The organism is Nocardia sp. NPDC050697 (assembly GCF_040654395.1).
GTDB lineage: Bacteria > Actinomycetota > Actinomycetes > Mycobacteriales > Mycobacteriaceae > Nocardia.
Genome location: NZ_JBFAHY010000004.1, coordinates 1 through 24,951, shown reverse-complemented (window position 1 = coordinate 24,951; position 24,951 = coordinate 1). Strand labels below are relative to the sequence as shown.

24 protein-coding genes and 1 rRNA gene are annotated in these 24,951 nt (G+C 71.9%); 9 read left to right on the top strand and 16 right to left on the bottom strand.

From position 1 onward, the window contains the following. Positions 1 to 65 precede the first annotated feature (65 nt). The 6 genes from AB0H71_RS15660 to clpS form a co-directional block, all read right to left on the bottom strand. Entirely contained in the window at positions 66 to 1,028 is a 963-nt protein-coding gene (locus tag AB0H71_RS15660; protein ID WP_357020503.1) for a cysteine synthase, read from the bottom strand. Between the two features lie 4 nt (positions 1,029 to 1,032). Continuing rightward, positions 1,033 to 1,311, bottom strand: coding sequence for a MoaD/ThiS family protein (locus AB0H71_RS15655; protein WP_357020500.1), 279 nt, complete (start codon positions 1,309 to 1,311; stop codon positions 1,033 to 1,035). A 25-nt stretch (positions 1,312 to 1,336) separates the two neighbouring features. Then, complete coding sequence (locus AB0H71_RS15650) at positions 1,337 to 1,750, bottom strand: M67 family metallopeptidase (RefSeq protein ID WP_357020497.1); 414 nt, start codon at positions 1,748 to 1,750, stop codon at positions 1,337 to 1,339. A gap of 80 nt (positions 1,751 to 1,830) precedes the next feature. Continuing rightward, positions 1,831 to 2,859 carry a P1 family peptidase gene (locus tag AB0H71_RS15645; RefSeq protein WP_357020494.1) on the bottom strand — a complete coding sequence of 343 codons (1,029 nt, stop codon included), beginning with the start codon at positions 2,857 to 2,859 and terminating at the stop codon, positions 1,831 to 1,833. Next, entirely contained in the window at positions 2,856 to 3,425 is a 570-nt protein-coding gene (locus AB0H71_RS15640) for a DUF2017 domain-containing protein (RefSeq protein ID WP_357020492.1), read from the bottom strand. Before AB0H71_RS15640 ends, AB0H71_RS15645 begins: the two co-directional genes overlap by 4 nt. 20 nt (positions 3,426 to 3,445) lie before the next feature. Beyond that, positions 3,446 to 3,799 carry an ATP-dependent Clp protease adapter ClpS gene (gene clpS / locus AB0H71_RS15635; RefSeq protein WP_357020489.1) on the bottom strand — a complete coding sequence of 118 codons (354 nt, stop codon included), beginning with the start codon at positions 3,797 to 3,799 and terminating at the stop codon, positions 3,446 to 3,448. A gap of 155 nt (positions 3,800 to 3,954) precedes the next feature. Between clpS and AB0H71_RS15630 the strand changes: the two genes are divergently transcribed. The 3 genes from AB0H71_RS15630 to AB0H71_RS15620 all read left to right on the top strand — a co-directional run bounded on the left by AB0H71_RS15630 (position 3,955) and on the right by AB0H71_RS15620 (position 8,055). Continuing rightward, positions 3,955 to 5,268 carry a nicotinate phosphoribosyltransferase gene (locus tag AB0H71_RS15630; RefSeq protein ID WP_357020486.1) on the top strand — a complete coding sequence of 438 codons (1,314 nt, stop codon included), beginning with the start codon at positions 3,955 to 3,957 and terminating at the stop codon, positions 5,266 to 5,268. Between the two features lie 4 nt (positions 5,269 to 5,272). Then, positions 5,273 to 5,836, top strand: a complete 564-nt coding sequence (locus AB0H71_RS15625; RefSeq protein WP_357020483.1) for a nicotinamidase — start codon at positions 5,273 to 5,275, stop codon at positions 5,834 to 5,836. Positions 5,837 to 6,012: 176 nt separating this feature from the next. Next, positions 6,013 to 8,055, top strand: coding sequence for an ATP-dependent DNA helicase (locus AB0H71_RS15620; protein WP_357020481.1), 2,043 nt, complete (start codon positions 6,013 to 6,015; stop codon positions 8,053 to 8,055). Here the strand turns inward: AB0H71_RS15620 and AB0H71_RS15615 are convergent, their stop codons facing one another. The 4 genes from AB0H71_RS15615 to AB0H71_RS15600 form a co-directional block, all read right to left on the bottom strand. After that, positions 8,056 to 9,597 carry an NCS2 family permease gene (locus AB0H71_RS15615; RefSeq protein WP_357020478.1) on the bottom strand — a complete coding sequence of 514 codons (1,542 nt, stop codon included), beginning with the start codon at positions 9,595 to 9,597 and terminating at the stop codon, positions 8,056 to 8,058. A 50-nt stretch (positions 9,598 to 9,647) separates the two neighbouring features. After that, a complete protein-coding gene (gene glgP, locus AB0H71_RS15610; protein WP_357020475.1) occupies positions 9,648 to 12,221 on the bottom strand; it encodes an alpha-glucan family phosphorylase in 2,574 nt (857 codons plus the stop codon). A gap of 139 nt (positions 12,222 to 12,360) precedes the next feature. After that, the gene (locus tag AB0H71_RS15605; RefSeq protein ID WP_357020473.1) at positions 12,361 to 12,801 is read right to left on the bottom strand and encodes a hypothetical protein; all 441 of its coding nucleotides are present in this window, start codon (positions 12,799 to 12,801) and stop codon (positions 12,361 to 12,363) included. Further along, the gene (locus tag AB0H71_RS15600) at positions 12,798 to 12,986 is read right to left on the bottom strand and encodes a hypothetical protein (RefSeq protein WP_357020471.1); all 189 of its coding nucleotides are present in this window, start codon (positions 12,984 to 12,986) and stop codon (positions 12,798 to 12,800) included. Before AB0H71_RS15600 ends, AB0H71_RS15605 begins: the two co-directional genes overlap by 4 nt. 187 nt (positions 12,987 to 13,173) lie before the next feature. Between AB0H71_RS15600 and AB0H71_RS15595 the strand changes: the two genes are divergently transcribed. The 4 genes from AB0H71_RS15595 to glgB all read left to right on the top strand — a co-directional run bounded on the left by AB0H71_RS15595 (position 13,174) and on the right by glgB (position 19,314). Beyond that, positions 13,174 to 14,490, top strand: a complete 1,317-nt coding sequence (locus tag AB0H71_RS15595; RefSeq protein WP_357020468.1) for a hypothetical protein — start codon at positions 13,174 to 13,176, stop codon at positions 14,488 to 14,490. Further along, positions 14,487 to 15,059 (top strand): GNAT family N-acetyltransferase, encoded by a 573-nt coding sequence (locus AB0H71_RS15590; protein ID WP_357020466.1) that lies wholly within the window; start codon positions 14,487 to 14,489, stop codon positions 15,057 to 15,059. The genes AB0H71_RS15595 and AB0H71_RS15590 overlap by 4 nt, the downstream gene beginning before the upstream one ends. Positions 15,060 to 15,154: 95 nt before the next feature. Next, entirely contained in the window at positions 15,155 to 17,158 is a 2,004-nt protein-coding gene (locus tag AB0H71_RS15585) for an alpha-1,4-glucan--maltose-1-phosphate maltosyltransferase (RefSeq protein ID WP_357020463.1), read from the top strand. Continuing rightward, entirely contained in the window at positions 17,155 to 19,314 is a 2,160-nt protein-coding gene (glgB, locus tag AB0H71_RS15580; protein ID WP_357020460.1) for a 1,4-alpha-glucan branching protein GlgB, read from the top strand. The genes AB0H71_RS15585 and glgB overlap by 4 nt, the downstream gene beginning before the upstream one ends. Before the next feature lie 134 nt (positions 19,315 to 19,448). Here the strand turns inward: glgB and AB0H71_RS15575 are convergent, their stop codons facing one another. The 3 genes from AB0H71_RS15575 to AB0H71_RS15565 form a co-directional block, all read right to left on the bottom strand. Next, complete coding sequence (locus AB0H71_RS15575; RefSeq protein WP_357021908.1) at positions 19,449 to 20,306, bottom strand: tetratricopeptide repeat protein; 858 nt, start codon at positions 20,304 to 20,306, stop codon at positions 19,449 to 19,451. A gap of 90 nt (positions 20,307 to 20,396) precedes the next feature. Next, positions 20,397 to 20,765, bottom strand: coding sequence for a DUF3817 domain-containing protein (locus AB0H71_RS15570; RefSeq protein ID WP_357020458.1), 369 nt, complete (start codon positions 20,763 to 20,765; stop codon positions 20,397 to 20,399). A 59-nt stretch (positions 20,766 to 20,824) separates the two neighbouring features. Further along, positions 20,825 to 22,012: an acetyl-CoA C-acetyltransferase gene (locus AB0H71_RS15565; RefSeq protein ID WP_357020456.1), complete on the bottom strand. Its 1,188-nt coding sequence runs from the start codon at positions 22,010 to 22,012 to the stop codon at positions 20,825 to 20,827. 93 nt (positions 22,013 to 22,105) lie between these two features. Between AB0H71_RS15565 and mce the strand changes: the two genes are divergently transcribed. Continuing rightward, complete coding sequence (gene mce / locus AB0H71_RS15560) at positions 22,106 to 22,591, top strand: methylmalonyl-CoA epimerase (protein WP_357020454.1); 486 nt, start codon at positions 22,106 to 22,108, stop codon at positions 22,589 to 22,591. An 86-nt stretch (positions 22,592 to 22,677) separates the two neighbouring features. Further along, positions 22,678 to 23,679, top strand: a complete 1,002-nt coding sequence (locus tag AB0H71_RS15555) for a hypothetical protein (protein ID WP_357020453.1) — start codon at positions 22,678 to 22,680, stop codon at positions 23,677 to 23,679. 90 nt (positions 23,680 to 23,769) lie between these two features. On the opposite strand, the gene AB0H71_RS15550 is transcribed toward AB0H71_RS15555, so the two are convergent. The 3 genes from AB0H71_RS15550 to rrf form a co-directional block, all read right to left on the bottom strand. Beyond that, positions 23,770 to 24,066: an ATP/GTP-binding protein gene (locus AB0H71_RS15550; protein WP_357020450.1), complete on the bottom strand. Its 297-nt coding sequence runs from the start codon at positions 24,064 to 24,066 to the stop codon at positions 23,770 to 23,772. 22 nt (positions 24,067 to 24,088) lie between these two features. Then, positions 24,089 to 24,781, bottom strand: coding sequence for an endonuclease NucS (gene nucS, locus AB0H71_RS15545; RefSeq protein WP_357020447.1), 693 nt, complete (start codon positions 24,779 to 24,781; stop codon positions 24,089 to 24,091). A 78-nt stretch (positions 24,782 to 24,859) separates the two neighbouring features. Beyond that, a 5S ribosomal RNA gene (gene rrf / locus AB0H71_RS15540) occupies positions 24,860 to 24,951 on the bottom strand; the annotation flags it as partial.

Here is a 24,951-nt window from a genome sequence, read left to right as displayed (position 1 = left end):
CCCCGAACCAGGACCGACGACCATGGCACCTCCTGCGCTAGCCCTGCCGTCGAGGGTACCGGGGTTCAGGCCCAGAGCTGCCCCTCCAGCCGTTCCTCCGCCTCCTCCAGCGTGCCGTCGTAGGCGCCGGTGGAGAGGTACTTCCAGCCGCCGTCGCAGACCACGAAGGCGATGTCCGCGCGCTTGCCCGCCCTGATCACCTTCCGCGCGACCCCGAGCGCCGCGTGCAGGATGGCGCCGGTGGAGATGCCCGCGAAGATCCCCTCCTCCAGCACCAGCTCCCTGGTCCGGCGCACCGCGTCCAGCGGGCCGACGGAGAAGCGGCTGGTGAGCACGGCTTCGTCGTACAGCTCGGGGATGAACCCCTCGTCGATATTGCGCAGCCCGTAGACCAGCTCGCCGTAGCGCGGCTCGGCTGCGACGATCTCGATGCCGGGCACGTGCTCGCGCAGGTAGCGGCCGGTGCCCATGAGCGTCCCGGTGGTGCCGAGCCCGGCCACGAAGTGCGTGATCTCGGGGAGGTCGGCCAGGATCTCCGGGCCGGTGGTCTCGTAGTGCGCGAGCGCGTTCGCCGGGTTGCCGTACTGGTAGAGCATGACCCAGTCCGGGTTGGCCGCGGCGATCTCCTTGGCCTTGGCGACCGCCTGGTTGGAGCCGCCCGCCGCGGGCGAGCCGATGATCTCGGCGCCGAACATGGTGAGCAGCTGCCTGCGCTCCACCGAGGTGTTCTCCGGCATGACGCAGACCAGCCGGTACCCCTTGAGCTTGGCCGCCATGGCCAGCGAGATCCCGGTATTGCCGCTGGTCGGCTCCAGGATGGTGCAGCCGGGGGTGAGCCTGCCGTCGGCCTCGGCCTGCTCGATCATGCGCAGCGCGGGGCGGTCCTTGATCGAGCCGGTGGGGTTGCGGTCCTCCAGCTTGGCCCAGAGCCGCACCGGCTGCTCGCCCTCCCACCGCGGCGAGAGGTTCCGCAGCCCGACCAGCGGGGTGTCGCCGAGCGTCGCGATCAGCGATTCGTACCGTGCCACCGGATCAGCGCGCGCCGCCGGCCACGGCCGGGAGGATCGTGACGCTGCCGCCCGCCGGCACCTCGGCCTCCAGCCCGCCCGCGAAGCGCACGTCCTCGTCGTCGACGTAGATATTGACGTAGCGGTTCAGCTTGCCGTCGGTGAGCAGCCGCTCGGACAGCCCGGGGTGGTTCGCCTCCAGGTCGGCGATGAGCGCGGCGAGGGTGGCGCCCTCGGCCTGCACGCGCTTCTCGCCGCCGGTCAGGTTGCGCAGGATGGTCGGGATGGACACGGTTACCGGCATGGCTTCTCCTCGGGGTTGAACGGGTTCAGTAGGCGTCGACGACCCGCACCGGCTCCTCGGTGACCTCGCCCTCGCGGATGCGGTAGCTGCGCAGCTCGTGCTGCTCCGGATCGCGGGTGGAGATCAGCACGTAGTGCGCGTTCGGCTCGGAGGCGTAGGCGATGTCGGTGCGGCTCGGGTACGCCTCGGTCGCGGTGTGCGAGTGGTAGATCACCACCGGCTCCTCGTCGGCGGCGTCCATGGCCCGCCAGACCGTCAGCTGCTCGCCGGAGTCGAAGCGGTAGAAGGTGGGCGAGCGCTCGGCGTTGACCATGGCGACGAAGCGCTCCGGGCGGTCCGAGCCCTCCGGCCCGGCGAGCACCCCGCACGCCTCGTCCGGGTGGTCGGCGCGGGCATGCGCCACCATCGCCTCGACGAGGTCGGCCCTGATCACCAGCACGACAACACCCTTCCCGCGACAACGCCCTCGACAACGAGCCAGCTTATTCGGCTATTCCCGCCCCGGCCGTTCCGCCCCGATCAGCCGCCGAAGAGCTCGCTGTACGAGGGGATTCCGGCGATCGAGCGGGCGGAGACCACGGCGTCGACGACGGCCCGCTCCACGCAGACCGCGGCCGCGGTGCAGACCGCGTCGAGGAGCCCGAGGTTCGCGGGGAAGTAGGGCGGGGGCAGCGGGCCGGGCGGCGGCGCGGCGGTGCCGGTGGCGAGCGCGAAGAAGGTGTCGCCGTCCAGCGGCGAGTGCGCCGGGCGCACCGCGCGGGCCAGGCCGTCGTGCGCGGTGGTCGCCATCCGGCGGCAGCCCGCCGGGTCGAGCGGGGCGTCGGTGGCGACCACGCCGATGGTGGTGTTGAGCACGGTGCCCTTCACCGGCAGCGCGTTGGCCGCGGCGAGCTGCTCCGGGGAGGGGGTGCGCAGCCCGAGCGCGACGGCGCCGTCGGTGCCGGCGCCCCACGGCAGCCCGGTGCGCGGGTCGAAGACCGAGCCCACCGGGTTCGCCACCACCAGCGCCGCCACCGTGATCCCGATATCGAGCAGGATCGACGCGGTGCCGATCCCGCCCTTGAGCGCGCCCGCGCGCGCGCCGACCCCGGCGCCGACGGTGCCGCGCTCGAACTCCCGGCCCGCGGCCGCGGCCGCGCGGTACCCGAACTCGGCGGTCGGGCGGATGTGCCAGTCGCCCACCGGCAGGTCGAAGATGACCGCGCCGGGCACGATCGGCACCACCCGGGCGGGGTCGAGCGGGTCCAGCGGGATGCCGTTGCCCGCCTCCTCGCAGAACCGCATCACTCCGTCGGCGGCGGCCAGCCCGTAGGCGCTGCCGCCGCTGAGCAGGATCGCGTCGGCCCGGCGCACCGAGTTGGCCGGGTCGAGCAGGTCGGTCTCCCTGGTGCCGGGCCCGCCGCCGCGGACGTCGACCGCGGCCACCGCGCCGCCGGGCACCCGCACCACCGTGCAGCCGGTCGCGGCGCCGGAGCCGAGCGTGGCGTCCGGGTCGAGTTCGTGGTGGTGCCCGACGAGCACACCGGGCACGTCGGTCAGACCGGTCACGGGGCGAGCGCCGAGAGCAGCGAGTCCTGCATCCAGGTGAGCCAGTGGTAGACGTCGAGGTGCGGCGCGCGCGGATCGCCCGGCTCCAGCTCCTCGGGGGTGTCGGCGTCGATCTCCAGCACTGTGCCGAGCGCGAGCCGGACGTCGTTGAGCGCGGTCAGCCAGGCATCGGCCTGCTCCGGCGAGAGCGTCACCTTGCCGCCGTCGGCGGGCACCGTGCGCAGCACCACCGCGCCGGCCGCCACCTTGGTCTCGATGATGTCGGGCTCGTGCAGGCTGCGCAGCGCGTCGTTCAGCCCGGCCCGGTCGGCGTCCGGCGAGCCGGGCTCGGCGCGGTGGAAATCGGGCAGCAGCCGGAGCAGCTGCGGGTCGGTGGGCGGGGTCGAGTTACCGGTCCGCATCCCGGTGAGCGCGGCCAGCTCGTCGTCGGGGCCGGAGTTCGCGCGCTCGGTGAGCAGCCCGCACACCGCCCCCACCAGCGAGCGCAGCACCGCGGCCTCCCTGCCGTCCATCTCGGAACGCAGTTTCAGGCCGCCCAGCGAATTCTTCCGGCTCCACTTACGCACGTTGCCTACGGTAGCCGCCCTCACTCGTCGCGCTGCATGGTCGCCCACAGCCCGGCCGCGTGCAGCCGCTGGACGTCGTGCTCCATCCGATCCCGCGAGCCGGAGGTCACCACGGCCTTGCCCTCGTTGTGCACCTGCAGCATGAGCTCGGTCGCCTTGGCTTTGCTGTAGCCGAAGAGCTTCTGGAAAATGTAGGTCACGTAGTGCATGAGGTTCACCGGGTCGTCCCAGACCACGGTGACCCAGGGCCGGTCCTCGGCCTCCAGGATCTCGCTGTGCTCGATGGCTTCGGGGGTCGCCGACGGGGTCGCGTGCGCGACGACGGCAACGGCCGCCGCGAGATCGCCGGGATCGACTCGGTCGAACTGCGCCATGCGTCCAGGGTACGACGGCAGGCCGAGAACACAACCATCCGAGCGGTCCCGATCGCGGCTTTTCCGGCTCCGCCGCCGCCGTTCCGGCCCGATCCGGCGCCTGCGCGCCTATCATGCTCCCCGATCCCCGGTCCCGCGCTGTCTAGAGTGGCCACGTGGAGACCATCGACGGGCGGGCGAGCACCGCGCTGCTGACCGACCAGTACGAGCTGACCATGCTCGCCGCCGCGCTCGCCGACGGCTCGGCGCACCGCCGCTGCACCTTCGAGGTGTTCGCCAGGCGGTTGCCGAACGGCAGGCGGTACGGCGTGGTCGCGGGTACCGGCCGGATGCTGGAGGCGCTCACCCGCTTCCGCTTCGGCCCGGCCGAACTCGAGGTCGCGGCGCGCTTCCTGGACGACCGGACGCTGGAGTGGTTGCGCGAGTACCGCTTCGGCGGCGATATCGACGGCTACGCCGAGGGCGAGCTGTACTTCCCGAATTCCCCGGTGCTCTCGGTGCGCGGCAGCTTCGCCGAGTGCGTGATCCTGGAGACGCTCATCCTCTCCGTCTACAACCACGACTGCGCCATCGCCTCGGCCGCCGCCCGCATGGTGAGCGCCGCGGCCGGGCGCCGGATGATCGAGATGGGCTCGCGCCGCACCCACGAGCTCGCCGCCCCCGCCAGCTCGCGCGCCGCCTACCTGGCCGGCTTCGACGCCACCTCGAACCTGGAGGCGGTGCGGCGCTACGGCGTCCCCGGCGCGGGCACCAGCGCGCACGCCTTCACCCTGCTGCACAGCGGCAGCGACGGCGCGCACGAGGCGGAGGCGTTCCGCAGCCAGGTGCGCGCGCTCGGCGTCGGGACAACGCTGCTGGTCGACACCTTCGACATCACGCAGGGCGTCGCCACCGCCATCGAGGTGGCCGGGCCGGAGCTGGGCGGGGTCCGGATCGACTCCGGCGATCTCGGGGTGCTGGCCGGGCAGGTGCGCGACCAGCTGGACGGCCTCGGCGCCACCCGCACCCGGATCGTGGTCTCCGGCGACCTGGACGAGTACGCCATCGCCGCGCTGCGCGCCGAGCCGGTGGACGTCTACGGCGTCGGCACCTCGCTGGTGGTCGGCTCCGGCGCGCCCACCGCGGGCATGGTCTACAAGCTGGTCGAGGTGGACGGGGTGCCGGTGGCCAAGCGGAGCAGCCACAAGGAGTCGCGCGGCGGCACCAAGGGCGCCCTCCGGCTGGCCAGGGCCAGCGGGACCATCGTGGAGGAGGTCGTCTTCCCGGCCGGATCGGCGCCCGCGACCGGCGAGTTCACCGCGCGCGAGCTGCTCGTGCCGCTGGTGCGCGGCGGCGAGCTCACCCCGGAGCAGCCGAGCCTGGCCGAGAGCCGCGACCTGGTGGCGCGCGGGCTCGTGAGCCTGCCGTGGGAGGGGCTCAAGCTCTCCGCGGGCGAACCGGCCGTGCCGACCACCTTCGCGGCAGAATAGAACCATGACGCGTGCGTTGATCGTGGTGGATGTGCAGAACGACTTCTGCGAGGGCGGGTCGCTCGCGGTGAGCGGCGGGGCCGCGGTGGCGAGCCGGATCAGCGACTACCTGCTGACCGCGGACTACGCGGCGGTGGTGGCGACGCGGGATCACCACATCGACCCGGGTGATCACTTCTCCGACACCCCCGACTACGTGGACAGCTGGCCGCCGCACTGCCGGGTCGGGACGCCGGGCGCCGACTTCCACCCGAACTTCAGCGCCGATGTGGACGAGGTATTCAGCAAGGGCGAGTACGCCGCCGCCTACTCCGGGTTCGAGGGCGCGGCGGAGGACGGGACGTCGCTCTCGGAGTGGTTGCGGGCGCGCGAGATCGACGCCGTCGACGTGGTTGGCATCGCCACCGACCACTGCGTCCGGGCCACCGCGCTGGACGCGCGCGAGGCGGGGTTCCAGACGAGGGTGCTGCTCGCGCTCACCGCCGGGGTCGCGCCGGAGAGCACGACCGTCGCCATGGAGCGCATGCGCGCCGCGGGCGTCGAGTTCGACGGGGAACTCGGGCACTGAGTCGCTCGGAGCAGCTCGCCCGGCCGTTGGCGGCCCAGGCATCGCAGGCGGCTCGGCGCGGCACCGAACCGGGTGACGGCTTGCGCGCGACGTCGCCGCGGCTGACCGGCGCCCCCGCGCGCAGCGGCACCGCGCCTCCGCCGAGCGTGTCGGCGGGCCGCAGTAGGCTGCTGCGCGTGCCCGAACTGCCGCCGGTCCCGGAACTCCTCTCCACCGCCGTCCGCGCGCTCGGCGGCACCGAGCGGACCGGGCAGGTCACCATGGCCTCGGCGGTCGCGCACGCCATCGACACCGGCGAGCACCTCGCCGTGCAGGCGGGCACCGGCACCGGGAAATCGCTGGCCTACCTGGTGCCCGGGCTGCGGCACGCGGTCCGCACCGGGCGCACCGTCGTGGTCTCCACCGCCACCATCGCGCTGCAGCGCCAGCTGGTCGACCGCGACCTGCCGCGGCTCGCCGAGGCGCTGACGAAGCCGCTCGGCCGCACCGCCCGCTTCGCGATCCTCAAGGGTCGCAACAACTACCTGTGCCTGAACAAGATGAACAGCGCCGTCCCGGAGGATCCGGGCGAGGCCGAGCTCTTCGACGCCTTCGCCGTCTCCCGGCTCGGCCGCGAGGTGCAGCGCCTCACCGCCTGGGCCTCCGACACCGAGACCGGCGACCGCGACGAGCTCGCCCCCGGCGTGAGCGACCGCGCCTGGCGGCAGGTCAGCGTCTCCTCCCGGGAGTGCCTCGGCAAGTCCCGCTGCCCCTTCGGCCAGGACTGCTTCGCCGAGAAGGCGCGCGCCGACTCCGCGCAGTCCGACGTGGTGGTCACCAACCACGCGCTGCTCGCCATCGACGCCATCAGCGGCATCCAGATCCTGCCCGAGCACGACGTGGTGATCATCGACGAGGCGCACGAGCTGGTCGACCGGGTCACCGGCGTCGCCACCGCCGAGCTGGCCCCCGCCACCGTCACCGCCGCCGCCAAGCGCTGCGTCAAGCTGGTGGACGAGCGCGAGCTGGACCGGCTGGAGGAGGCGGGCGAGGCCTGGCACGAGGTGCTGGACGAGCTGCCCGCCGCCCGCTGGGAGCGGCTGCCGGAGAGCGCCGCCCCGGTCCTCGCGCTGATCCGGGACGCCGCCTGGAACGTCCGCACCGCGCTCTCCCCGCCCGGCGGCACCACCGCGCAGGGCAGCGACCCGGAGGCCGCGGCCGCCCGCAACCAGGCGCTGGTCGCGGTGGAGGAGGTGCACGACAGCGCGGTGCGCGCGCTCTCCGCCTTCGACGAGCCGGATCCGGCCGCCCGCCGCGACGTCATCTGGCTCGCCGCCGACGAGATCCGCGGCACCGCGCGGCGCACGCTGCGGATGGCGCCGCTCTCCGTGGGCGGGCTGCTGCGCAGCCGGCTCTTCGGCGCCTCCACCGTGGTGCTCACCTCGGCGACGCTGCAGATCGGCGGCTCCTTCGACGGCCTCGCGATCACCTGGGGGCTGCCCGCCCAGTCCGGTAACCGCCCGGACACCGGCACCGCCAACGGCGCGCAGGCGCCGTCCGACACCGAGAGCGTGCGCTGGTCGTCGCTGGATGTCGGCTCGCCCTTCGACCACGCCCGCTCCGGCATCCTCTACGTCGCCAAGCACCTGCCGCCGCCCGGCCGGGAGGGCATGTCCCCCGCCGTGCTGGACGAGATCGAGCGGCTCGTCCGCGCCGCGGGCGGCCGCACCCTCGGCCTCTTCTCCTCCATGCGCGCGGCCCGCGCCGCCACCGAGGCCATGCGCGAGCGGCTCGACACCCCCGTGCTCTGCCAGGGCGACGACGCCACCGGCGCGCTGGTCAAGGCCTTCGCCGAGGACGCGGCGACCTCGCTCTTCGGCACGCTCTCGCTCTGGCAGGGCGTCGATGTGCCCGGCCCCTCGCTGAGCCTGGTCCTGCTGGACCGCATCCCCTTCCCCCGCCCCGACGACCCGCTGCTCACCGCGCGGCAGCGGGCGGTGGAGTCGCGCGGCGGCAACGGCTTCATGACCGTCGCCGCGAACCACGCCGCGCTGCTGCTCGCCCAGGGCACCGGGCGGCTGCTGCGCAGCGTCGACGACCGCGGCGTCATCGCCATCCTCGACTCGCGGATCGCCACCGCCCGCTACGGCGGCTACCTCCGCGCCTCGCTCCCGCCCTACTGGGAGACGGCCGACCCGGAGGTGGTGGCCAAGGCGCTGGGCAGGCTCACCGCCTCCTGACTACTCGGCCAGGAAGAAGAAGTAGCCGAGGAAGACCAGCATGAGCACCCACATGACCGGGTGCACGTCGCGGACGCGGCCGCGCGCCACCATGACGATCGGGTAGAAGAGCATGCCCATGGCGAGGCCGTTGGCGATGGAGTAGCTCAGCGGCATGAGCGCGATCGTCAGGAAGGCCGGGATGGCGTACTCCAGATTCCCCCACTCGATCTCGCCGAGCGAGCGGGCCATGAGCACCCCGACCACGATGAGCGCGGGCGCCGTCACCTCCCCGGCGGAGGCCACCACCGCGAAGATCGGGTAGCAGAACATGGCGATCAGGAACCAGCCCGCCGTGGTCACCGCGGTGAGCCCGGTCCGGCCGCCCGCCGAGACGCCCGCCGTGGATTCCACGTAGGCGGTGGTGGTGGAGGTGCCGATGATGGCGCCCGCGGTGGTGCCGACCGAGTCGGCGGCCAGCGCGCTCGCGGCGCGCGGCAGCTTGCCCTTCTCGTCCAGCAGCCCGGCCTGCTTGGCGACGCCGATGAGGGTGCCGGAGGCGTCGAAGAAGTCGACGAAGAGCATGGTCAGCACCACGACCGCCATCTGCCCGGTAAAGGCGTCCGGCAGGTTGATGATGGCCTGGCCGAAGGTCTGGTCCAAGCCGCGGGGCAGCGCGGCGACGCCGTCCGGCAGCTCCACCAGGCCGGTGAGCATGCCGAGCACCGTGGTCGAGACGATGCCGATCAGCACCGCGCCGTGCCGCCCGAGCACCAGGAAGATCACCGTCACGACCAGCCCGAAGAAGGCGAGCAGGGTCCGGCCCGCGGTCAGGTCGCCGAGCTTGACGAAGGTGGACTCGCTGGCGACCACGAAGCCCGCGTTCTTCAGCCCGATGAAGGCGATGAAGAGCCCGATCCCCGCGCCGACCGCGAGCTTCAGCTGCATGGGAATGGAGTCCAGGATGCGCTCGCGGACCTTGGTCACCGCGAGCACGAAGAAGATGACGCCGGAGAGCAGCGTGCCGGAGAGCGCCGTCTGCCACGGGATGCCCATGCTCTGCACCACCGTGAACGCGAAGAACGCGTTCAACCCCATGCCGGGGGCGAGCGCGATCGGGTAGCGCGCCCACACCCCCATCACCAGGGTGCCGAAGACGGCGGCGACCGCCGTCGCGGTGAAGACCGCCTGGGTCGGGATGCCGAGCGGGCCCAGCGGGCCCTCGTCGCCGAGGATCGACGGGTTCACCGCCAGGATGTAGGACATGGCGAGGAAGGTGACGGTGCCCGCCATGAGTTCGCGGCGGTAGGTGGAGCCGAGTTCGGTCACCTGGAAGTAGGCGTCCAGTTTGCCCTTGGGCGCGGCGGGCGCCGCGGGAGCCGGGGGTGCGGGCTCGTCGCCGGTCCACCCCAGCCCCTGCTCGCCCGCGTCGAGCGTGCGAGCGGCCCGGTCCGTCGCGGTCGCGTCACCCCGGGCCGCACTGCCCTCGGCGGGGGCTTCCGCCCCGGCGGGATCCGGGCTCCCCGGCTCCGGATCGTGCCGATTCTCGGAATCGCTACCCATGGGACTCTCCGTCCTCGTGAACCATCCGCTCCAGCGTTTGTACCCCGAGATCACGCGTTCGGCGCGGTGACCAACCCGAGTTCGCCGTCCGAGGCGAGCAGCTCGTGGTGCGGCAGCACCCGCACTGTGTACCCGACCGCACCGGAGAGCGGCACCGGCGTCTCCACCGAGAACAGCTCGACCCCGCCCTCGGACCCGGCGTGCGTCATGGGCACCGCGGTGACGTCGGTGAGCTCGTCGGCGGCCGAGACCCGCCCGAACACCGCCTGCACCGCCACGTCCCCCACCCCGAGCCCGGCCAGGTCGACCCGCGCGGTGAGCGAGAGCGGCGCCCCGATCACCGGCGTATCCGGCAGCCCCGCGCTGTCCACCTGCACCACCTTCACCCCCGGCCACGCCTGCTCGACCCGCCGCCGGTACTCGGCGACCGCCCGCGCCCCGGCGAAACCGTCGGCCGAAACCCGCCCGAAGGAATCCGAGGCAGGCCCGTAGTAGGTCACCGCGTAGTCCCGCACCATGCGCGAGGCCAGCACCTTGGGCCCGAGCGTCTGCAGCGTGTGCCGCACCATCTCGACCCAGCGCGCGGGCACCCCGGCGGCGTCCCGGTGGTAGAAGCGCGGCGCGACCGTCCGCTCGAAGAGGTCGTAGAGCGCCGCCGCCTCCAAGTCGTCGCGCCGGTGCTCGTCGGCGACCCCGTCCGCGCTGGGAATGGCCCAGCCGTTCTCGCCGTCGTACATCTCGTCCCACCACCCGTCCCGGATGGAGAGGTTGAGCCCGCCGTTCAGCGCGGATTTCATCCCCGAGGTCCCGCAGGCCTCGAGCGGCCGCAGCGGATTGTTCAGCCACACGTCGCAGCCCCAGTACAGGTGCCGCGCCATGGACATGTCGTAGTCCGGCAGGAAGACGATCCGGTGCCGCACCTCGGGATCGTCGGCGAACCGCACCACCTGCTGGATCAGCGCCTTGCCGCCGTCGTCGGCCGGGTGGCTCTTGCCCGCGACCACCAGCTGCACCGGCCGCTCCGGGTCGAGCAGCAGCGCCCGCAGCCGCTCCGGGTCGCGCAGCATGAGGGTGAGCCGCTTGTAGGTCGGCACCCGGCGGGCGAACCCGACGGTCAGCACCCCCGGATCGAAGACCTCGTCCACCCAGCCCAGCTCGGCCGGTGCGGCACCGCGCTCCAGCCAGGAGGCGCGCACCCGGCGCCGCACCTCGGCGACCAGCCCCGCGCGCAGCGTGTTCCTGGTTTCCCAGAGTTCGCCCGGGTCGACGTCGCGCAGCCGCTCCCAGCCCCGCGCCTCCTGCACGAACTCCGCGCCGATCAGCTCGCGCGCCTTCTCCAGCCACTCGCGCGCCGCCCAGGTGGGCGCGTGCACGCCATTGGTGATCGAGCCGATCGGCACCTCGGCCGGGTCGAAGCCGGGCCAGAGGCCGGAGAACATGTCCCGGCTCACCTCGCCGTGCAGCTGGGAGACGCCGTTCGCGCGCTGCGCCAGCCGCAACCCCATGTGCGCCATGTTGAAGACCGCCGGGTCGTTCTCCCGGCCCAGCGCCAGGATCCGATCCACCGCCAGCCCCGGGAGCAGCGCCGACTCCGCCTCGCCGTGCGCGCCGCCGAAGTAGCGCCGCACCAGCTCGGCCGGGAAGCGGTCGATGCCCGCGGGCACCGGGGTGTGCGTGGTGAACACCGTCCCCGCCCGCACCGCCGCCAGCGCGCTGTCGAAATCCATGCCGCCGGAGACGTATTCGCGAATCCGCTCGACCCCGAGGAATCCCGCGTGCCCCTCGTTCATGTGGAAGACGTCCGGGTCGGGCAGCCCCGTGGCGCGGGTGTAGGCCCGCACCGCGCGCACCCCGCCGATCCCCGCGAGGATCTCCTGCTTGATTCGATGGTCCTGGTCACCGCCGTACAGCCGGTCGGTCACCGCGCGCAGCTCCGGATCGTTCTCCGCGATATCGGAGTCGAGCAGCAGCAGCGGCACCCGGCCGACCTGCGCCACCCAGACCCGGGCCCGCAGCACCCGCTGGTCCGGCACCGCCACGTGGATCAGCACCGGTGACCCGTCGCTGGTCAGCAACCGCAGCGGCAACCCCTGCGGGTCCAGCGCCGGGTAGTGCTCCAGCTGCCAGCCGTCCGCCGAGAGCGACTGCCGGAAGTACCCGCTGCGATACAGCAGCCCCACCCCGATCAGCGGCAACCCCAGGTCGGAGGCGGCCTTGAGATGGTCACCCGCCAGAATCCCGAGCCCGCCCGAGTAGTTCGGCAGCACCTCGGTGACGCCGAACTCCATCGAGAAGTACGCGATCCCGCGCACCCCGTCCCCGTCGGTATTGCGCTGGAACCAGGCGGGCCGCTCCAGATACTCCTGCAGGTCCTGCGCGGCCTCGTCGACCCGGCGGACGTACTCCGCATCCCCCGCCAGCTCGTCCAGCCGCGCCGGCGAGACCTCCCCGAGCATCCGCACCGGATCGTGCCCGAGCTCGGCCCAGCGCTCCCGATCCAGCTCGGCGAAGAGGTCCTGCGTTGGCCAGTGCCACGACCACCGCAGGTTGGTCGAGAGCTCGCCCAATGCCGCCAGACGCTCGGGCAGATGGGCACGGACGGTGAATCGACGCAATGCCTTCACGGCCGGAACCCTACACGGATCAAGGGGAATCGACAGGGCGTGCGCGGAGCGTTCAGGACGCCGCTGACGTGCCGATTCACCGAGCGAAGGCACTCGCATGGCGTGCGCCACATCCCCGCGCTTTCCTCCGGCGGCCCGCTCACCGCCGCTCGAGCGGCCACGGCACCGGGCGCTGCCCGTCGACCACCTCGGCCACCAGGTCCGCCCAGTGGGTCGCGAGGTACCCGACCGCGAACCACGCCGCGTGCAACTCCTCGGCGCTCGGCGGCGGATTGATGCGCAGCAGTCGCTCCGCCTCGACGTGCGCCGCCGCCATGTCGTCGATGGCCTGCGCGCAGGCCACGGCAAGAACAGGCCGGGATCCGGTATGGCCGACGATCCATTCGGCGATCCGCTGCCGTAGTGCGGCACGGCCGGCCTCGAAAACCGCCTCGCAGCCGGGATGGAGCGCACGCACCCGGTGCATCGAGGCCAGCATTCGGGCCCGCTTCACCAGCCCGTTGTCGTGCGAACCGACCGAGGTCCGAAATGCCGCGGTGAGCGCACGCCAGTGCGGCAACTCGGGGCGCACGGTGGTCACGCCAAGGGGGTGGAGAGCCGGGCCAGCGCAGCCACGTACGGCAAGCAGCGCATCGGGTCGTGTCCGGCGTGCCGGGTGAGCACGCTCGCTGCGTCCCAGCGCGCCAAGCTGCCGGGGTGCTCGTCGCACCGGTAGGTGTGCGGTTTATCGTCCGGCCTGCTCTCCATGGCTCTCCCCTGCCGCATGTCGAGCACCCGGCGCGGGTGGCCCGGGCGGAAGGGCAGCGGGCCGAAAGCGGGCGTCGGCCGCGGTATCCCGGCGCCGGGTGCGTTTCCAGCCTCACCAACCGGCGCGCCCGAACCCAGACCCCGGACCTCCACAAGACCGATATGCTTCTGCCACGGGCGATATCAGCGCGACGAGGGGAAGCGGTTGATCGTCGAGAGGTGGACCGCGGCCGAGGTGCGGGCCCTGCGGGTATCGGCGCTGCGCGACACGCAGGAGCAGTTCGCTCGGCGCATCGGCTGGAAGGTGCCCACCGTACGAAAGTGGGAGCGCCTCACCGATGGCCGATCCGTCCGCGGCGACCGCGCCGAGACGCTCGATACCGTCCTGCATGGCCTGACGCCCGACCAGCTCCGCCGCTTCACCACCGCCCTCGCTCTGTCCGCCCCTGCCTCGCCGGTGCATCCTGGAATGGCGACCGAATGGCACGCGGTCGCGCCCGAGGAGGATGCCGACGTGAGACGCCGTGACTTCGGCAAGCTCGCCGCGATGACAGCGGTGAGCTTGCCCGCCTGGACGCAACCGCCGGTCCGCATCGGCGCCGAGGAGGTGCGTCAGCTCGCCGCGGCTGCCGACGCGCTCCAAGCAGCGGACCAGCAAGTCGGCGGCGTCCCGCTGGTCGACGCCGCGGTGACGACCCTCGAGCGAGCCTTCGACCTGCTCAACACCAGCAGCTATGACGACGCGACCGGCCGGGCGTTCATGACCGCCACCGGCAAACTCGCAGTTCAGACCGGGTGGCTTGCGTTCGATGCCGACCGCCACATGCTCGCCCGCCGCTACTACTCCGACGCGCTGTCGCTGGCCTCTGCCTCCGCTGACCCTGACCTGACCGCCCGCGCCTGTCTGTGCGCTGCGTTGCAGGCGATCACGCTCGCCCGCGCCGGGCAGGGCTCACCGTCCTACGCCCTGGCCCTGATCGGCCGGGCCCGCGACCTCATGCGTGGACGGCCGCCCGGCCGCATCCACGCCCTCATCGCCGCCCGGGAGGCCGGTGTGTACGCGCTGCTCGGTGACACCGGCGGGTTCGGCCGCGCCACCGCGACCGCATGGCGCGAGCTGGACGCCGCGCTGAACCTCGAGCCGCTCGAGGAGTGCCCGCAGTGGCTGCGGTTCGTGACGCCCTCGGAGGTGCGCGCCCACGAAGCCCGCGCCCACACCGACATTGGCAATCCCGCCCTGGCGCTCGCCCTGTACGAAGTCGCGTGCGCCGAGTTCGCCCAGCCACGGAACGCTGTGAACGTGCGGGCATTGCTGGCCGCAGCCAGGGTGGCGGTCGGCGACGAGCACGGCGCGCTGGAGGAAGCCGGGCCGGTGCTCGCCGCACTGGAGGGCGGAGTCACTTCCGCCCGGACGGTCAAGGCGCTCGCCCCGGTGCGCGCCGCTGCCCGCGAACTTCCCGCCGGTGCCGAGTTCGCCGCCCGGTTCGATGCTGTCACCACGACGATCAGGAGTACTGCGTGACCACCACGTTCGACCGGTTCGACGCCGCCGGTGCCCGCCGGATCCGCGACACCGTACGCAGCGTCTACGAACGTGCCTACGTCGATGCCATCGCATCGGGCGACCCCTTCGAGCAGCCGGGCGCCTTCATGGAGCGGTTCGACGCCTACACCGACCCGGCCCGGCCGTCGGGCTTCGAACTGGTGGTCGCCGCCGAGGACGCCGAGCCGGTCGGGCAGTCGTGGGGGTGGCCGTTGGGAGTGCGGTCGGGATGGTGGGGCGGGCTGCGGCTCGACAGCGGTGACCACGAGGAATTCACCGTGGAGGACGGGCACCGCACCTTCGCACTGTCGGAGATCATGGTGGCCCGTGAGCACACCGGCCGCGGACTGGCGCGGGCGCTCCACGACGAACTGCTGCGGGGCCGCGGTGAGCAGCGGGCGACGTTGCTGGTCGATCCCGGGAACGACCGGGCCTACGACCGGTACCGGCGGTGGGGATGGCACCGCGTCGGCACCCTGCGTCCCAGCTGGCCCGACGCCCCGACCTTCGACGTCCTGGTCCTCCCCCTCCCCCACAACGGCAGGTGATCGAAAATCTCCGCACCCGGTGCGGAAATTCACGAACACCACCCCACTCCGCGCGTACCCGGTGACGACGCCCCCCACCCGGTAGGTTGGTCCGCGTGACCGGCCGCATCGCCATCGACGACACCGCCCCATCAATCCCCGGCAACCGCCCCGCAAAAGCCGCCGTCGGCGAGGTCTTCCCGGTCCGCGCGGTGGTCTGGCGCGAGGGACACGACGCCGTCGCCGCCACGCTCACGGTCCGCGCGCCGGGCTCGTCCCGCGCGGTCCGCAGCCGGATGACCCCCGACCAGGAACCCGACGTCTTCAACGGCGCCTTCATCCCGAGCACCCCCGGCATCTGGACCTTCCGCATCGAGGGCTGGAGCGACCCCATCGCCACCTGGCGCTCGGCAGTCGAGAAGAAGCTGGCCGTCGGCCAGACCGCCGCCGACCTCGCCAACGACCTGGAGATCGGCGCCCGGCTCTTCGACCGGGCCGCGCAGGCCGTCCCGAAGAAGCAGTTCGAGAAGCTGCGCGCGGTGGCCGCCGCGCTGCGCTCGACCGAGCAGCTACCGGCCAGGGTCGCCCCCGCCTTCGCGACCGATATCGCGGAGATCCTGCGCGCGACCCCGCTGCGCGAGCTGGTCACCCGCGGCCCGCAGCACACCGTGCACGTGGAGCGCAGGCGCGCGCTCTACGGCTCCTGGTACGAGTTCTTCCCGCGCTCCACCGGCGGGTGGGACGCCGACGGCAAGCCGGTGCACGGCACCTTCAAGACCGCCGCCAAGGAGCTGGAGCGGGTCGCCGCCATGGGCTTCGACGTGGTCTACCTGCCGCCGGTGCACCCGATCGGCGAGGTCAACCGCAAGGGCCCGAACAATTCGCTGATCGCCGAGCCGGGCGATGTCGGCTCGCCGTGGGCCATCGGCTCGGCGGCGGGCGGCCACGACGCGCTGCACCCCGAGCTGGGTACCGTCCGCGATTTCAAGGCCTTCGTCGCCGCGGCCACCAAGCTCGGCCTGGAGGTCGCGCTCGACCTCGCCCTGCAGTGCGCCCCCGACCACCCGTGGGTCGCCACGCACCCGGAGTGGTTCACCACGCTCCCCGACGGCACCATCGCCTTCGCCGAGAACCCGCCGAAGAAGTACCAGGACATCTACCCCATCGACTTCGACAACGACCCGGACGGCCTCTACGCCGAGATCCTGCGCGTGGTCCGGCACTGGATCGCGCTCGGCGTGCGGATCTTCCGGGTCGACAACCCGCACACCAAGCCCGCCGACTTCTGGGAGTGGCTGATCGCCACGGTGCGCGCGGACGACCCGGACGTGATCTTCCTCTCCGAGGCCTTCACCCGCCCGGCCCGGCTCTACGGCCTGGCCCGGCGCGGCTTCAGCCAGTCCTACACCTACTTCACCTGGCGGGTCGCCAAGTGGGAGCTCACCCAGTTCGGCGAGGAGCTGGCCGCCAAGGCCGACGAGGCCAGGCCCAACCTCTTCGTCAACACCCCCGACATCCTGCACGAATCGCTGCAGCACGGCGGGCCCGGCATGTTCGCCATCCGCGCGGTGCTCGCCGCCACGCTCGCCCCCAGCTGGGGCGTCTACTCCGGCTTCGAGCTCTTCGAGCACGAGGCGGTGCGGCCGGGCAGCGAGGAGTACCTGGACTCGGAGAAGTACCAGCTGCGCCCGCGCGACTTCGCCGGCGCGCTGGCCCGCGGCGAATCGCTGCAACCCTGGCTGACCAGGCTGAACGAGATCCGCCGCGGGCACCCGGCGTTTCAACAGCTGCGCTACGTGCACTTCCATCACGTGGACAACGACGCGCTGATCGCCTACTCCAAGTTCGACCCGGCCACCGGCGACGCGGTGCTGGTGGTGGTGAACCTGAACCCGTTCGGCGCCGAGCAGGGGCTGGTCTCGCTGGACCTGCCCGCCATCGGCCGGGAGTGGCACGACCGCCCGGTGGTGGTCGACGAGGTCACCGGCGCGGAGTACCACTGGGGCCAGACCAACTACGTGCGGCTGGACCCGCCGCAGGCGGTCGCGCACATCTTCGCGCTGCCCTCGGTCCCGCAGCGGCTGCGCCCGCAGCTCGCCCAGCGCCGGACGCTGCGATGAAGCGCCGCGACCTGATGCTGCTGGCCGCGGGCACGCACCACGACCCGCACACCGTGCTCGGCGCGCACCCGCACGCCGAGGGCACCGTGGTCCGGGTGCTGCGCCCGCACGCCGAGCGGGTCGCGGTCCGGGTCGGCGGCACCGACCACCCGCTGGAATCGCTCGGCCACGGCGTCTTCGCCGCGGTGCTCCCCTTCCCGCAGCTCGACGACTACCGCGTGCTCGCCACCTATCAGGGCGGGCAGACCGTCCTGAGCGCCGACGGCTACCACTTCCTCCCCACGCTCGGCGAGCTCGACCTGCACCTGATCAACGAGGGCAGGCACGAGCGGCTCTGGGACGTGCTCGGCGCGCACCCGCGCCGCTACACCACGCTGGACGGCGAGGTCACCGGCACCTCGTTCGCGGTGTGGGCGCCGAACGCGCGCGGCGTCACCGTGATCGGCGACTTCGACAGCTGGAGCGGGCACAGCGCGCCCATGCGGGCGCTCGGCTCGTCCGGGGTCTGGGAGCTCTTCGTCCCCGGCGTCGGGCCGGGGACCAGGTACAAGTACCGGGTGCACGGCGCCGACGGCCGCACCGTCGACCACGCCGACCCGCTCGCCTTCGCCACCGAGCTGCCGCCGGCCACCGCCTCCGTCGTCACCGAAAGCAGCTACACCTGGGACGACGCCGCCTGGATCGCCACCCGCGCCACCGCCGAGCCGACCGCGGCGCCGATGAGCGTCTACGAGGTGCACCTCGGCTCCTGGCGGCCGGGGCTCGGCTACCGCGAGCTCGCCGACCAGCTCGCCGAGTACGTCGCCGACGCCGGGTTCACGCACGTGGAGCTGCTGCCGGTGGCGGAGCACCCGTTCGGCGGCTCCTGGGGATACCAGGTCACCTCCTACTACGCGCCGACCGCGCGCTTCGGCAGCCCGGACGATTTCCGCGCCTTCGTCGACCGGCTGCACGCGGCTGGCATCGGCGTCCTGCTGGACTGGGTGCCCGCGCACTTCCCGCGCGACGAGTGGGCGCTGGCCCGCTTCGACGGCGCCCCGCTCTACGAGCACCCGGACCCGCGCCGCGGCGAACAGCTCGACTGGGGCACCTACGTCTTCGACTACGGCCGCAACGAGGTGCGGAACTTCCTGGTCGCCAATGCGCTGTACTGGGTCGAGGAGTTCCACATCGACGGACTGCGGGTCGACGCCGTGGCCTCCATGCTCTACCTGGACTACTCGCGCGGCGCCGGGCAGTGGGAGCCGAACATCCACGGCGGCCGGGAGAACCTCGAGGCCGTCGACTTCCTGCAGGAACTCAATGCCACGCTGCACCGGGCGCATCCCGGGGTGGTCACGGTGGCGGAGGAGTCGACGGCGTGGCCGGGGGTCACCCGCGGCACCGATGTCGGCGGACTCGGTTTCACCATGAAGTGGAACATGGGGTGGATGCACGACACCCTCGGCTACCTGGGGCGCGACCCGATCCACCGCTCCTGGCACCACAACGAGGTCACCTTCTCGCTGGTGTACGCGTGGAGCGAGAACTACGTGCTGCCGATCAGCCACGACGAGGTGGTGCACGGCAAGGGCACGCTCTGGACCCGCATGCCGGGCGACGATTTCGCCAAGGCGGCGGGGGTGCGAGCCCTGCTCGCCTACATGTGGGCGCACCCCGGCAAGCAGCTGCTCTTCATGGGGCAGGATTTCGGGCAGTTCCGGGAGTGGTCGCACGAGCGCGGGCTGGACTGGGGTGAGCTGGAGAACCCGTTGCACGCCGGGATCCTCGGCGTGCTCCGCGACCTGAACGCCACCTACCGTTCGCGCCCCGCGCTGTGGAGTCAGGACACCGCGCCCGGCGGGTACTCCTGGATCGAGGCGGACGACAGTGCCTCGAACGTCCTGGCGTTCCTCCGCTACGGATCCGACGGGTCCGTCGTCGCCTGCGTCTTCAACTTCTCCGGTTCCGCGCACCGTGAGTACCGGGTCGGGCTTCCCCACACCGGTCGCTGGACCGAGATTCTCAACACCGATGCCGCCGACTACGGAGGTTCGGGCCAGGGCAACCTCGGCGGGGTGACCGCCGAGCCTTACGCCTGGCACGGGCGTCCCGCCTCCGCCACCCTGGCTCTGGCCCCCAACACCGCCATCTGGCTGGCTCCCGAGAAAGAGTGAGGTTTTTTCTCGGGGCCTAGCGGCCCCGAACCCCGCTCCAAGGGCCGGCGCTTCTCGCCGCCGGCCATGAGCGCACCCGCGGAGCGGGGGCGGGTCCGCAGGGCCCGGGATCCCCCGTCACGGTGACGCGAGCGTCAGTACAACGCGGCAGCGAGCTTGCGTCGGGCAGCGACGACGAACGGCTCCGCCTGATCGAACAACTCGAAGAGCTCGAGCAGCCGAGTACGCGCGGCAGTGCGATCATCACCAGCGGTGACCTTAACCGTCCCGATCAACCGCGCGAACGCCGCCTCCGGCTGCTGATTGAACAGCTCGAAATCCGCCGCCTGAATGGCCGCGCCGACATCGGTGGGATCGGCGTCGGCGGTAGCGAGCACCTCCGGCGAGAGCCCCTGCGCCCGCCCGAGGAACCGCAACTGCCGCAGCGCCCCCTTGGCCTCGTCGTTCTCCGGCTCGGCCGCGATGATCGCCTCGTACACCGCCTCGGCCCCGGCGAGATCCCCCCGCTCCAGCGCCTCCTCGGCCGCGACGAACCGCGGATCCTCGACCGGCTCCGGCTCCCCCGGCTCGCCACTGCCCTCGAGCTTCCCCGCGACGGCGTCGACGACCGCGGTCAGCCACTGCCGCACCTGCGGCTCCGGCTGCACCCCCTCGAAATCGGCGAGCGGCTGCCCGGCCGCGATCGCGACCACGGTGGGAATCCCCTGCACTCGCAGCGCCTGCGCGATCCGCATATTGGCCTCGGCCTCGACGGCGGCGAGATCCCAGCTGCCGCCGCTCTCGGCGACGAGCTGCTCGAAGAGCCGCACCAGCTCCACGCTGCCGGGGCTGCGCTGCGAGTACAGCACCACCACGACCGGCACCTGCGTGGAGCGGCGCAGCACCTTGGTCTCGAACTCCGCCTCCCCGACGGCGTAGTCGCCCGCACCGCCGCCACCCGACGCACCGGCCGGGGGCTGCTTGAGGCTGGACAGGTCCACCGCCCCGGACATGGCAGCGGCAACGGCGGGCGAGGGACGACGACTGGCTGGTCTGGTCACGGATTCAGTTTGGCACGACCCCGCGGGTCGTCACCATCCGATCTACGAGCTGACCCCGGCGGGCTGCTCGTCCTTGCGGGTGCCGGGCGCGCTGAGCTCGCCGAGCCTGCCGGTGCGCACCGCCCAGATCTCGAACAGCACGGTGCAGAACGGCGGGATGCTGGAGATCAGCGCCAGCGCCGTCGTTTTCAGATTCCAGCCCAGCTCACGCGCGGCCAGCAGCGCGGAGAGCACGAACAGCACGAAGATCGCGCCGTGGATCGGGCCGAAGATCTTCACCCCGATCTCGTTGCCCGGATCCGGGATGTACTTGAAAGCCATGCCGACGAGCAGGCCGAGCCAGGACAGCGCCTCCAGCACGGCGAAGAAGCGGAACCTACCGGCGACGCTGCGCAGGTCGAAGAAATTCATGCCGACATTGTGCCGGATCAACTACACCGAGTCGTAGTCGATCCGGTCACAACGGACAATCAGACCCGCACGATGAGCGCATCCCCCTGGCCGCCGCCACCGCACAGCGCGGCAGCGCCGACGCCACCACCGCGCCGCTTCAGCTCCAGCACCAGGTGCAGCAGGATGCGCGCCCCCGACATGCCGAGCGGGTGCCCGATCGCGATGGCGCCACCGTTGACGTTCACCTTCGCCGGATCGATCCCCAGCTTCCGGGTCGAGGCGATGCCGACCGCGGCGAACGCCTCGTTGATCTCGATCAGATCCAGGTCACCGGGGGCGATCCCCTCGCGCGCGCACGCCTTGACGATGGCGTCGGCCGGCTGGTCCTGCAGCGTCGAGTCCGGCCCGGCGACCACGCCGGCGGCGCCGATCTCGGCCAGCCACTCCAGCCCGAGCGCCTCCGCCTTGGCCTTGCTCATCACGACCACCGCGGCCGCGCCGTCGGAGATCTGCGAGGCGCTGCCCGCGGTGATGGTGCCGGTCTTGCTGAACGCCGGGCGCAGCTTGCCCAGCGACTCCACCGTGGTGTCGGCGCGAATGCCCTCGTCCTGACCGATCAGAATCGGGTCGCCCTTGCGCTGCGGCACCGCCACCGGCACCACCTCGTCGTCGAAGAGGCCGTTCTTCCAGGCCGCGGCGGCGCGCTGGTGCGAGGCCGCCGCGAAGGCGTCCTGCTCCTCGCGGCTCACGAAGTCGGGCTGGTCACCGGCGTTGCGCTGCTCGGTGAGCGCGCCCATGGCCTGGTCGGTGAAGATGTCGTAGAGGCCGTCGTAGGCCATGTGGTCGCGCAGCGTGACGTCGCCGTACTTGAAGCCCTCGCGGCTCTTCTCCAGCATGTGCGGTGCCCGGCTCATGGACTCCTGGCCACCGGCGACCACGATCTCGAACTCGCCCGCCCTGATCAGCTGGTCGGCCTGCGCGATGGCATTGATGCCGGAGAGACACACCTTGTTCAGGGTGAGCGCGGGCACGCTCATCGGGATGCCGCCGGCCACCGCGGCCTGCCTGGCCGGGATCTGCCCCGCGCCCGCGGTGAGCACCTGGCCCATGATCACGTACTCGACCAGCTCCGGCGCGACCCCGCCGCGCTCCAGCGCCGCCCGGATGGCGAAACCGCCGAGATCCGAGCCGCTGAAGTCCTTGAGGCCGCCGAGCAGCCGCCCGACCGGGGTGCGCGCACCGGAGACGATCACGGAAGTGGTCACGACGAGCCTCACATTCGTTGTCGAGTTTCGTACTCCACGGTAACCGGTACGACCGCACCACCCGCCGGAAGGTGCCGCGCTACCGTCGAGTACGTGAGCAACGTAACCGAACCCGTCACCTCCCCCGCAGCGTTCGTCCCCGGCGACTACGTCGTCGCGGTGGACCACACCGGCATCGCGGTGCCCGATCTGGACACCGCCGTCGCCTGGTACGCCGAGCACCTCGGCATGATCGAGACCCACCGGGAGGTGAACGAGGCCCAGGGCGTGCACGAGGCGATGCTCTCGCTGCCGAACGCCCCCGCGGGCGCCACCGCCATCCAGCTGCTGGCTCCGCTGAACGAGAATTCGACCATCGCGAAGTTCATCGATCGCAACGGTCCCGGCTTGCAACAGCTCGCCTATCGGGTCACCGACATCGAGGCCGTGTCAACACATCTTCGCGATCGCGGCGTGCGTTTGCTGTACACCGAGCCGCGCGGCGGAACGGCGGGTTCCCGCATCAACTTCGTCCATCCGAAGGATGCCGGGGGTGTGCTGATCGAGTTGGTGCAGCCGAACGCAAATGTCACGAATTAGTATCGGAGGGCTGACCGGGAAAATCGGCGAAATCTCCTTCCCGGTCGAGTCACCATCAATCCCCAACACGCTGTAGTTTGTGTGCCATGTCGTCACCCGAGTCCGATCGCAATCGCTTCGTTGCGCTCCCCTTCACCGTTGTGCGCAAGGGTTATGCGCAAGACGAGGTGCGTAACTACTTCGACCGTTTCGATGCCGAGCTGCGCGTCACCGCCACCGACCGCGACGCGGCCGCCGCTCAGGCCCGCAACCTCGCGGCCCAGCTGGAGGATGCCAGGGACGAGATCGATGAGCTCCGCAAGGAGGTCGACCGCCTCTCGGTGCCGCCGACCACCGCCGAGGGCATGTCCGACCGCATCTCCCGGATGCTGCGGCTCGCCTCCGACGAGGCCTCCGAGGTCCGCGCCCTGGCGCAGGCCGAGGCGGCCGAGATGGTCTCCATCGCCGAGCAGCAGGCCACCGAGATGCGGGGCAAGTACGAGTCGCTGCTCTCCGAGACCAAGGAGAAGCGCGAGGCGCTCGAGATCGAGTACGAGCAGACCCTCGCCAACGCGCGCTCCGAGTCCGGCAAGATCATCGAGGCCGCGCAGGCCGAGTCCGATCGCATCGCCAAGGAGGCGGAGGCCAAGCGCAAGGCCGCGCAGCAGGACTTCGAGGTCACCATGGCGGAGCGGCGCACCAAGCTGACCCGCGCCATGGAGGAGCTGGAGGCCACCTCCCGCGCCGAGGCCGCGCAGCGGATCAAGGACGCCACGGACGAGGCCAACCGCCTCATCTCGTCGGCCACCCAGACCTCCGATCGCAAGATCGCGCACGCCAAGGAACTGGCCGAGGAGATGCGCGTGCTGCGCGGGCGGGTGCTCGCCCAGCTGCTCGGCATCCGCGGCCAGCTCGACTCGGTGCCCGCCATGCTCGCCGCGGTCAACCGGGAGAGCGAGCTGCTCGACGGCGCCCCTGAGCAGCAGCGCAAGTCCATCGGCAACGGCGCCAAGCCGGTCGCGGGCACCCGCCCCAAGGCCATCCAGGAAGCCACCGACGAAGACGACGATGTCGTCGAGGAGCGGGAGAACGCCAACGTCAGCAACTGACGTCGGCTTCGACGTGACGGCGACGACGTAATACCCGCGAAGGCCGTCCCAGCAGGGGCGGCCTTCGCGCTGGTATCGCCGGCACGAGTTTCACGACCACCGGCGGGTGATGCGCCGCGTCCCCCGCCCCTCCCAGCAGCCCCGGTGCCAGTGCCGCCGGTCGTCCTCCCCGCCGTAGGCGGGCCAGGCGACCACGTGCGCCACGCCCGGGGCTATTTCGTGGTCACACCCCGGGCAGCGGTACGGCTTGCGCGCCCTGCTGCCCGGGATGGTTCGCACGGTGTAGACCTCGTCCCCGTCCGGCCCCGGCTCGCTGCGCCCGAACACGTCGCCGAGCGGCCGCGGCGAATCCGCCGGGCGGGCTGCACGCGCTTTCCTGCGGGACATGCCGCCCAGGGTAGCCGCCGGTTCAGAAGAGCCGGAACTCGTTGCTCTCCGTGCCACGCAGGGCGTTGTAATCGAGGGTGAGGCAGCGAATTCCACGGTCCTCCGCGAGCGTCCGCGCCTGCGGCTTGATCTGCTGCGCCGCGAAGACCCCCGCGACCGGCGCGAGCAGCGGGTCGCGATTCAGCAGTTCGAGGTAGCGGGTGAGTTGCTCGACCCCGTCGATCTCGCCGCGGCGCTTGATCTCCACCGCCACCGTCGCGCCCGCGGCATCCCGGCAGAGCAGGTCGACCGGCCCGATGGCGGTCATGTACTCGCGCCGCACCAGCGTGTAGCCGGTGCCGAGCGTCTGCACGTGCTCGGCGAGCAGCTCCTGCAGGTGCGCCTCGACGCCGTCCTTCACCAGCCCCGGGTCGACCCCGAGCTCGTGCGAGGAGTCGTGCTCGATCGCCTCCACGGTGATGCGGAGCTGCTCCCCCGCCTTGTTGGTGACCACCCAGAGCGCCGCTGCGCCCTCGGGGAACTCGGCGGAGTCCGGACCACGCTCCTCCACCCAGCAGGGCGGGCTCATCCAATTCAGCGGCTTGTACGAGCCACCGTCGGAGTGGACCAGCACCGAGCCGTCGGCTTTCATCATGAGGAGCCGGCGGGCCATCGGGAGGTGGGCGGTCAGCCGCCCCACGTAGTCGACCTGGCAACGGGCAATCACAAGGCGCACCGGGACGAGTGTAGATTATGGCCCCGGAAACGACTGAAGGCCCCGACCATAATGGTCGGGGCCTTCAGTGAACAATTGTTCCGGCGGTGTCCTACTCTCCCACACCCTGTCGAGTGCAGTACCATCGGCGCTGGCAGGCTTAGCTTCCGGGTTCGGAATGGGACCGGGCG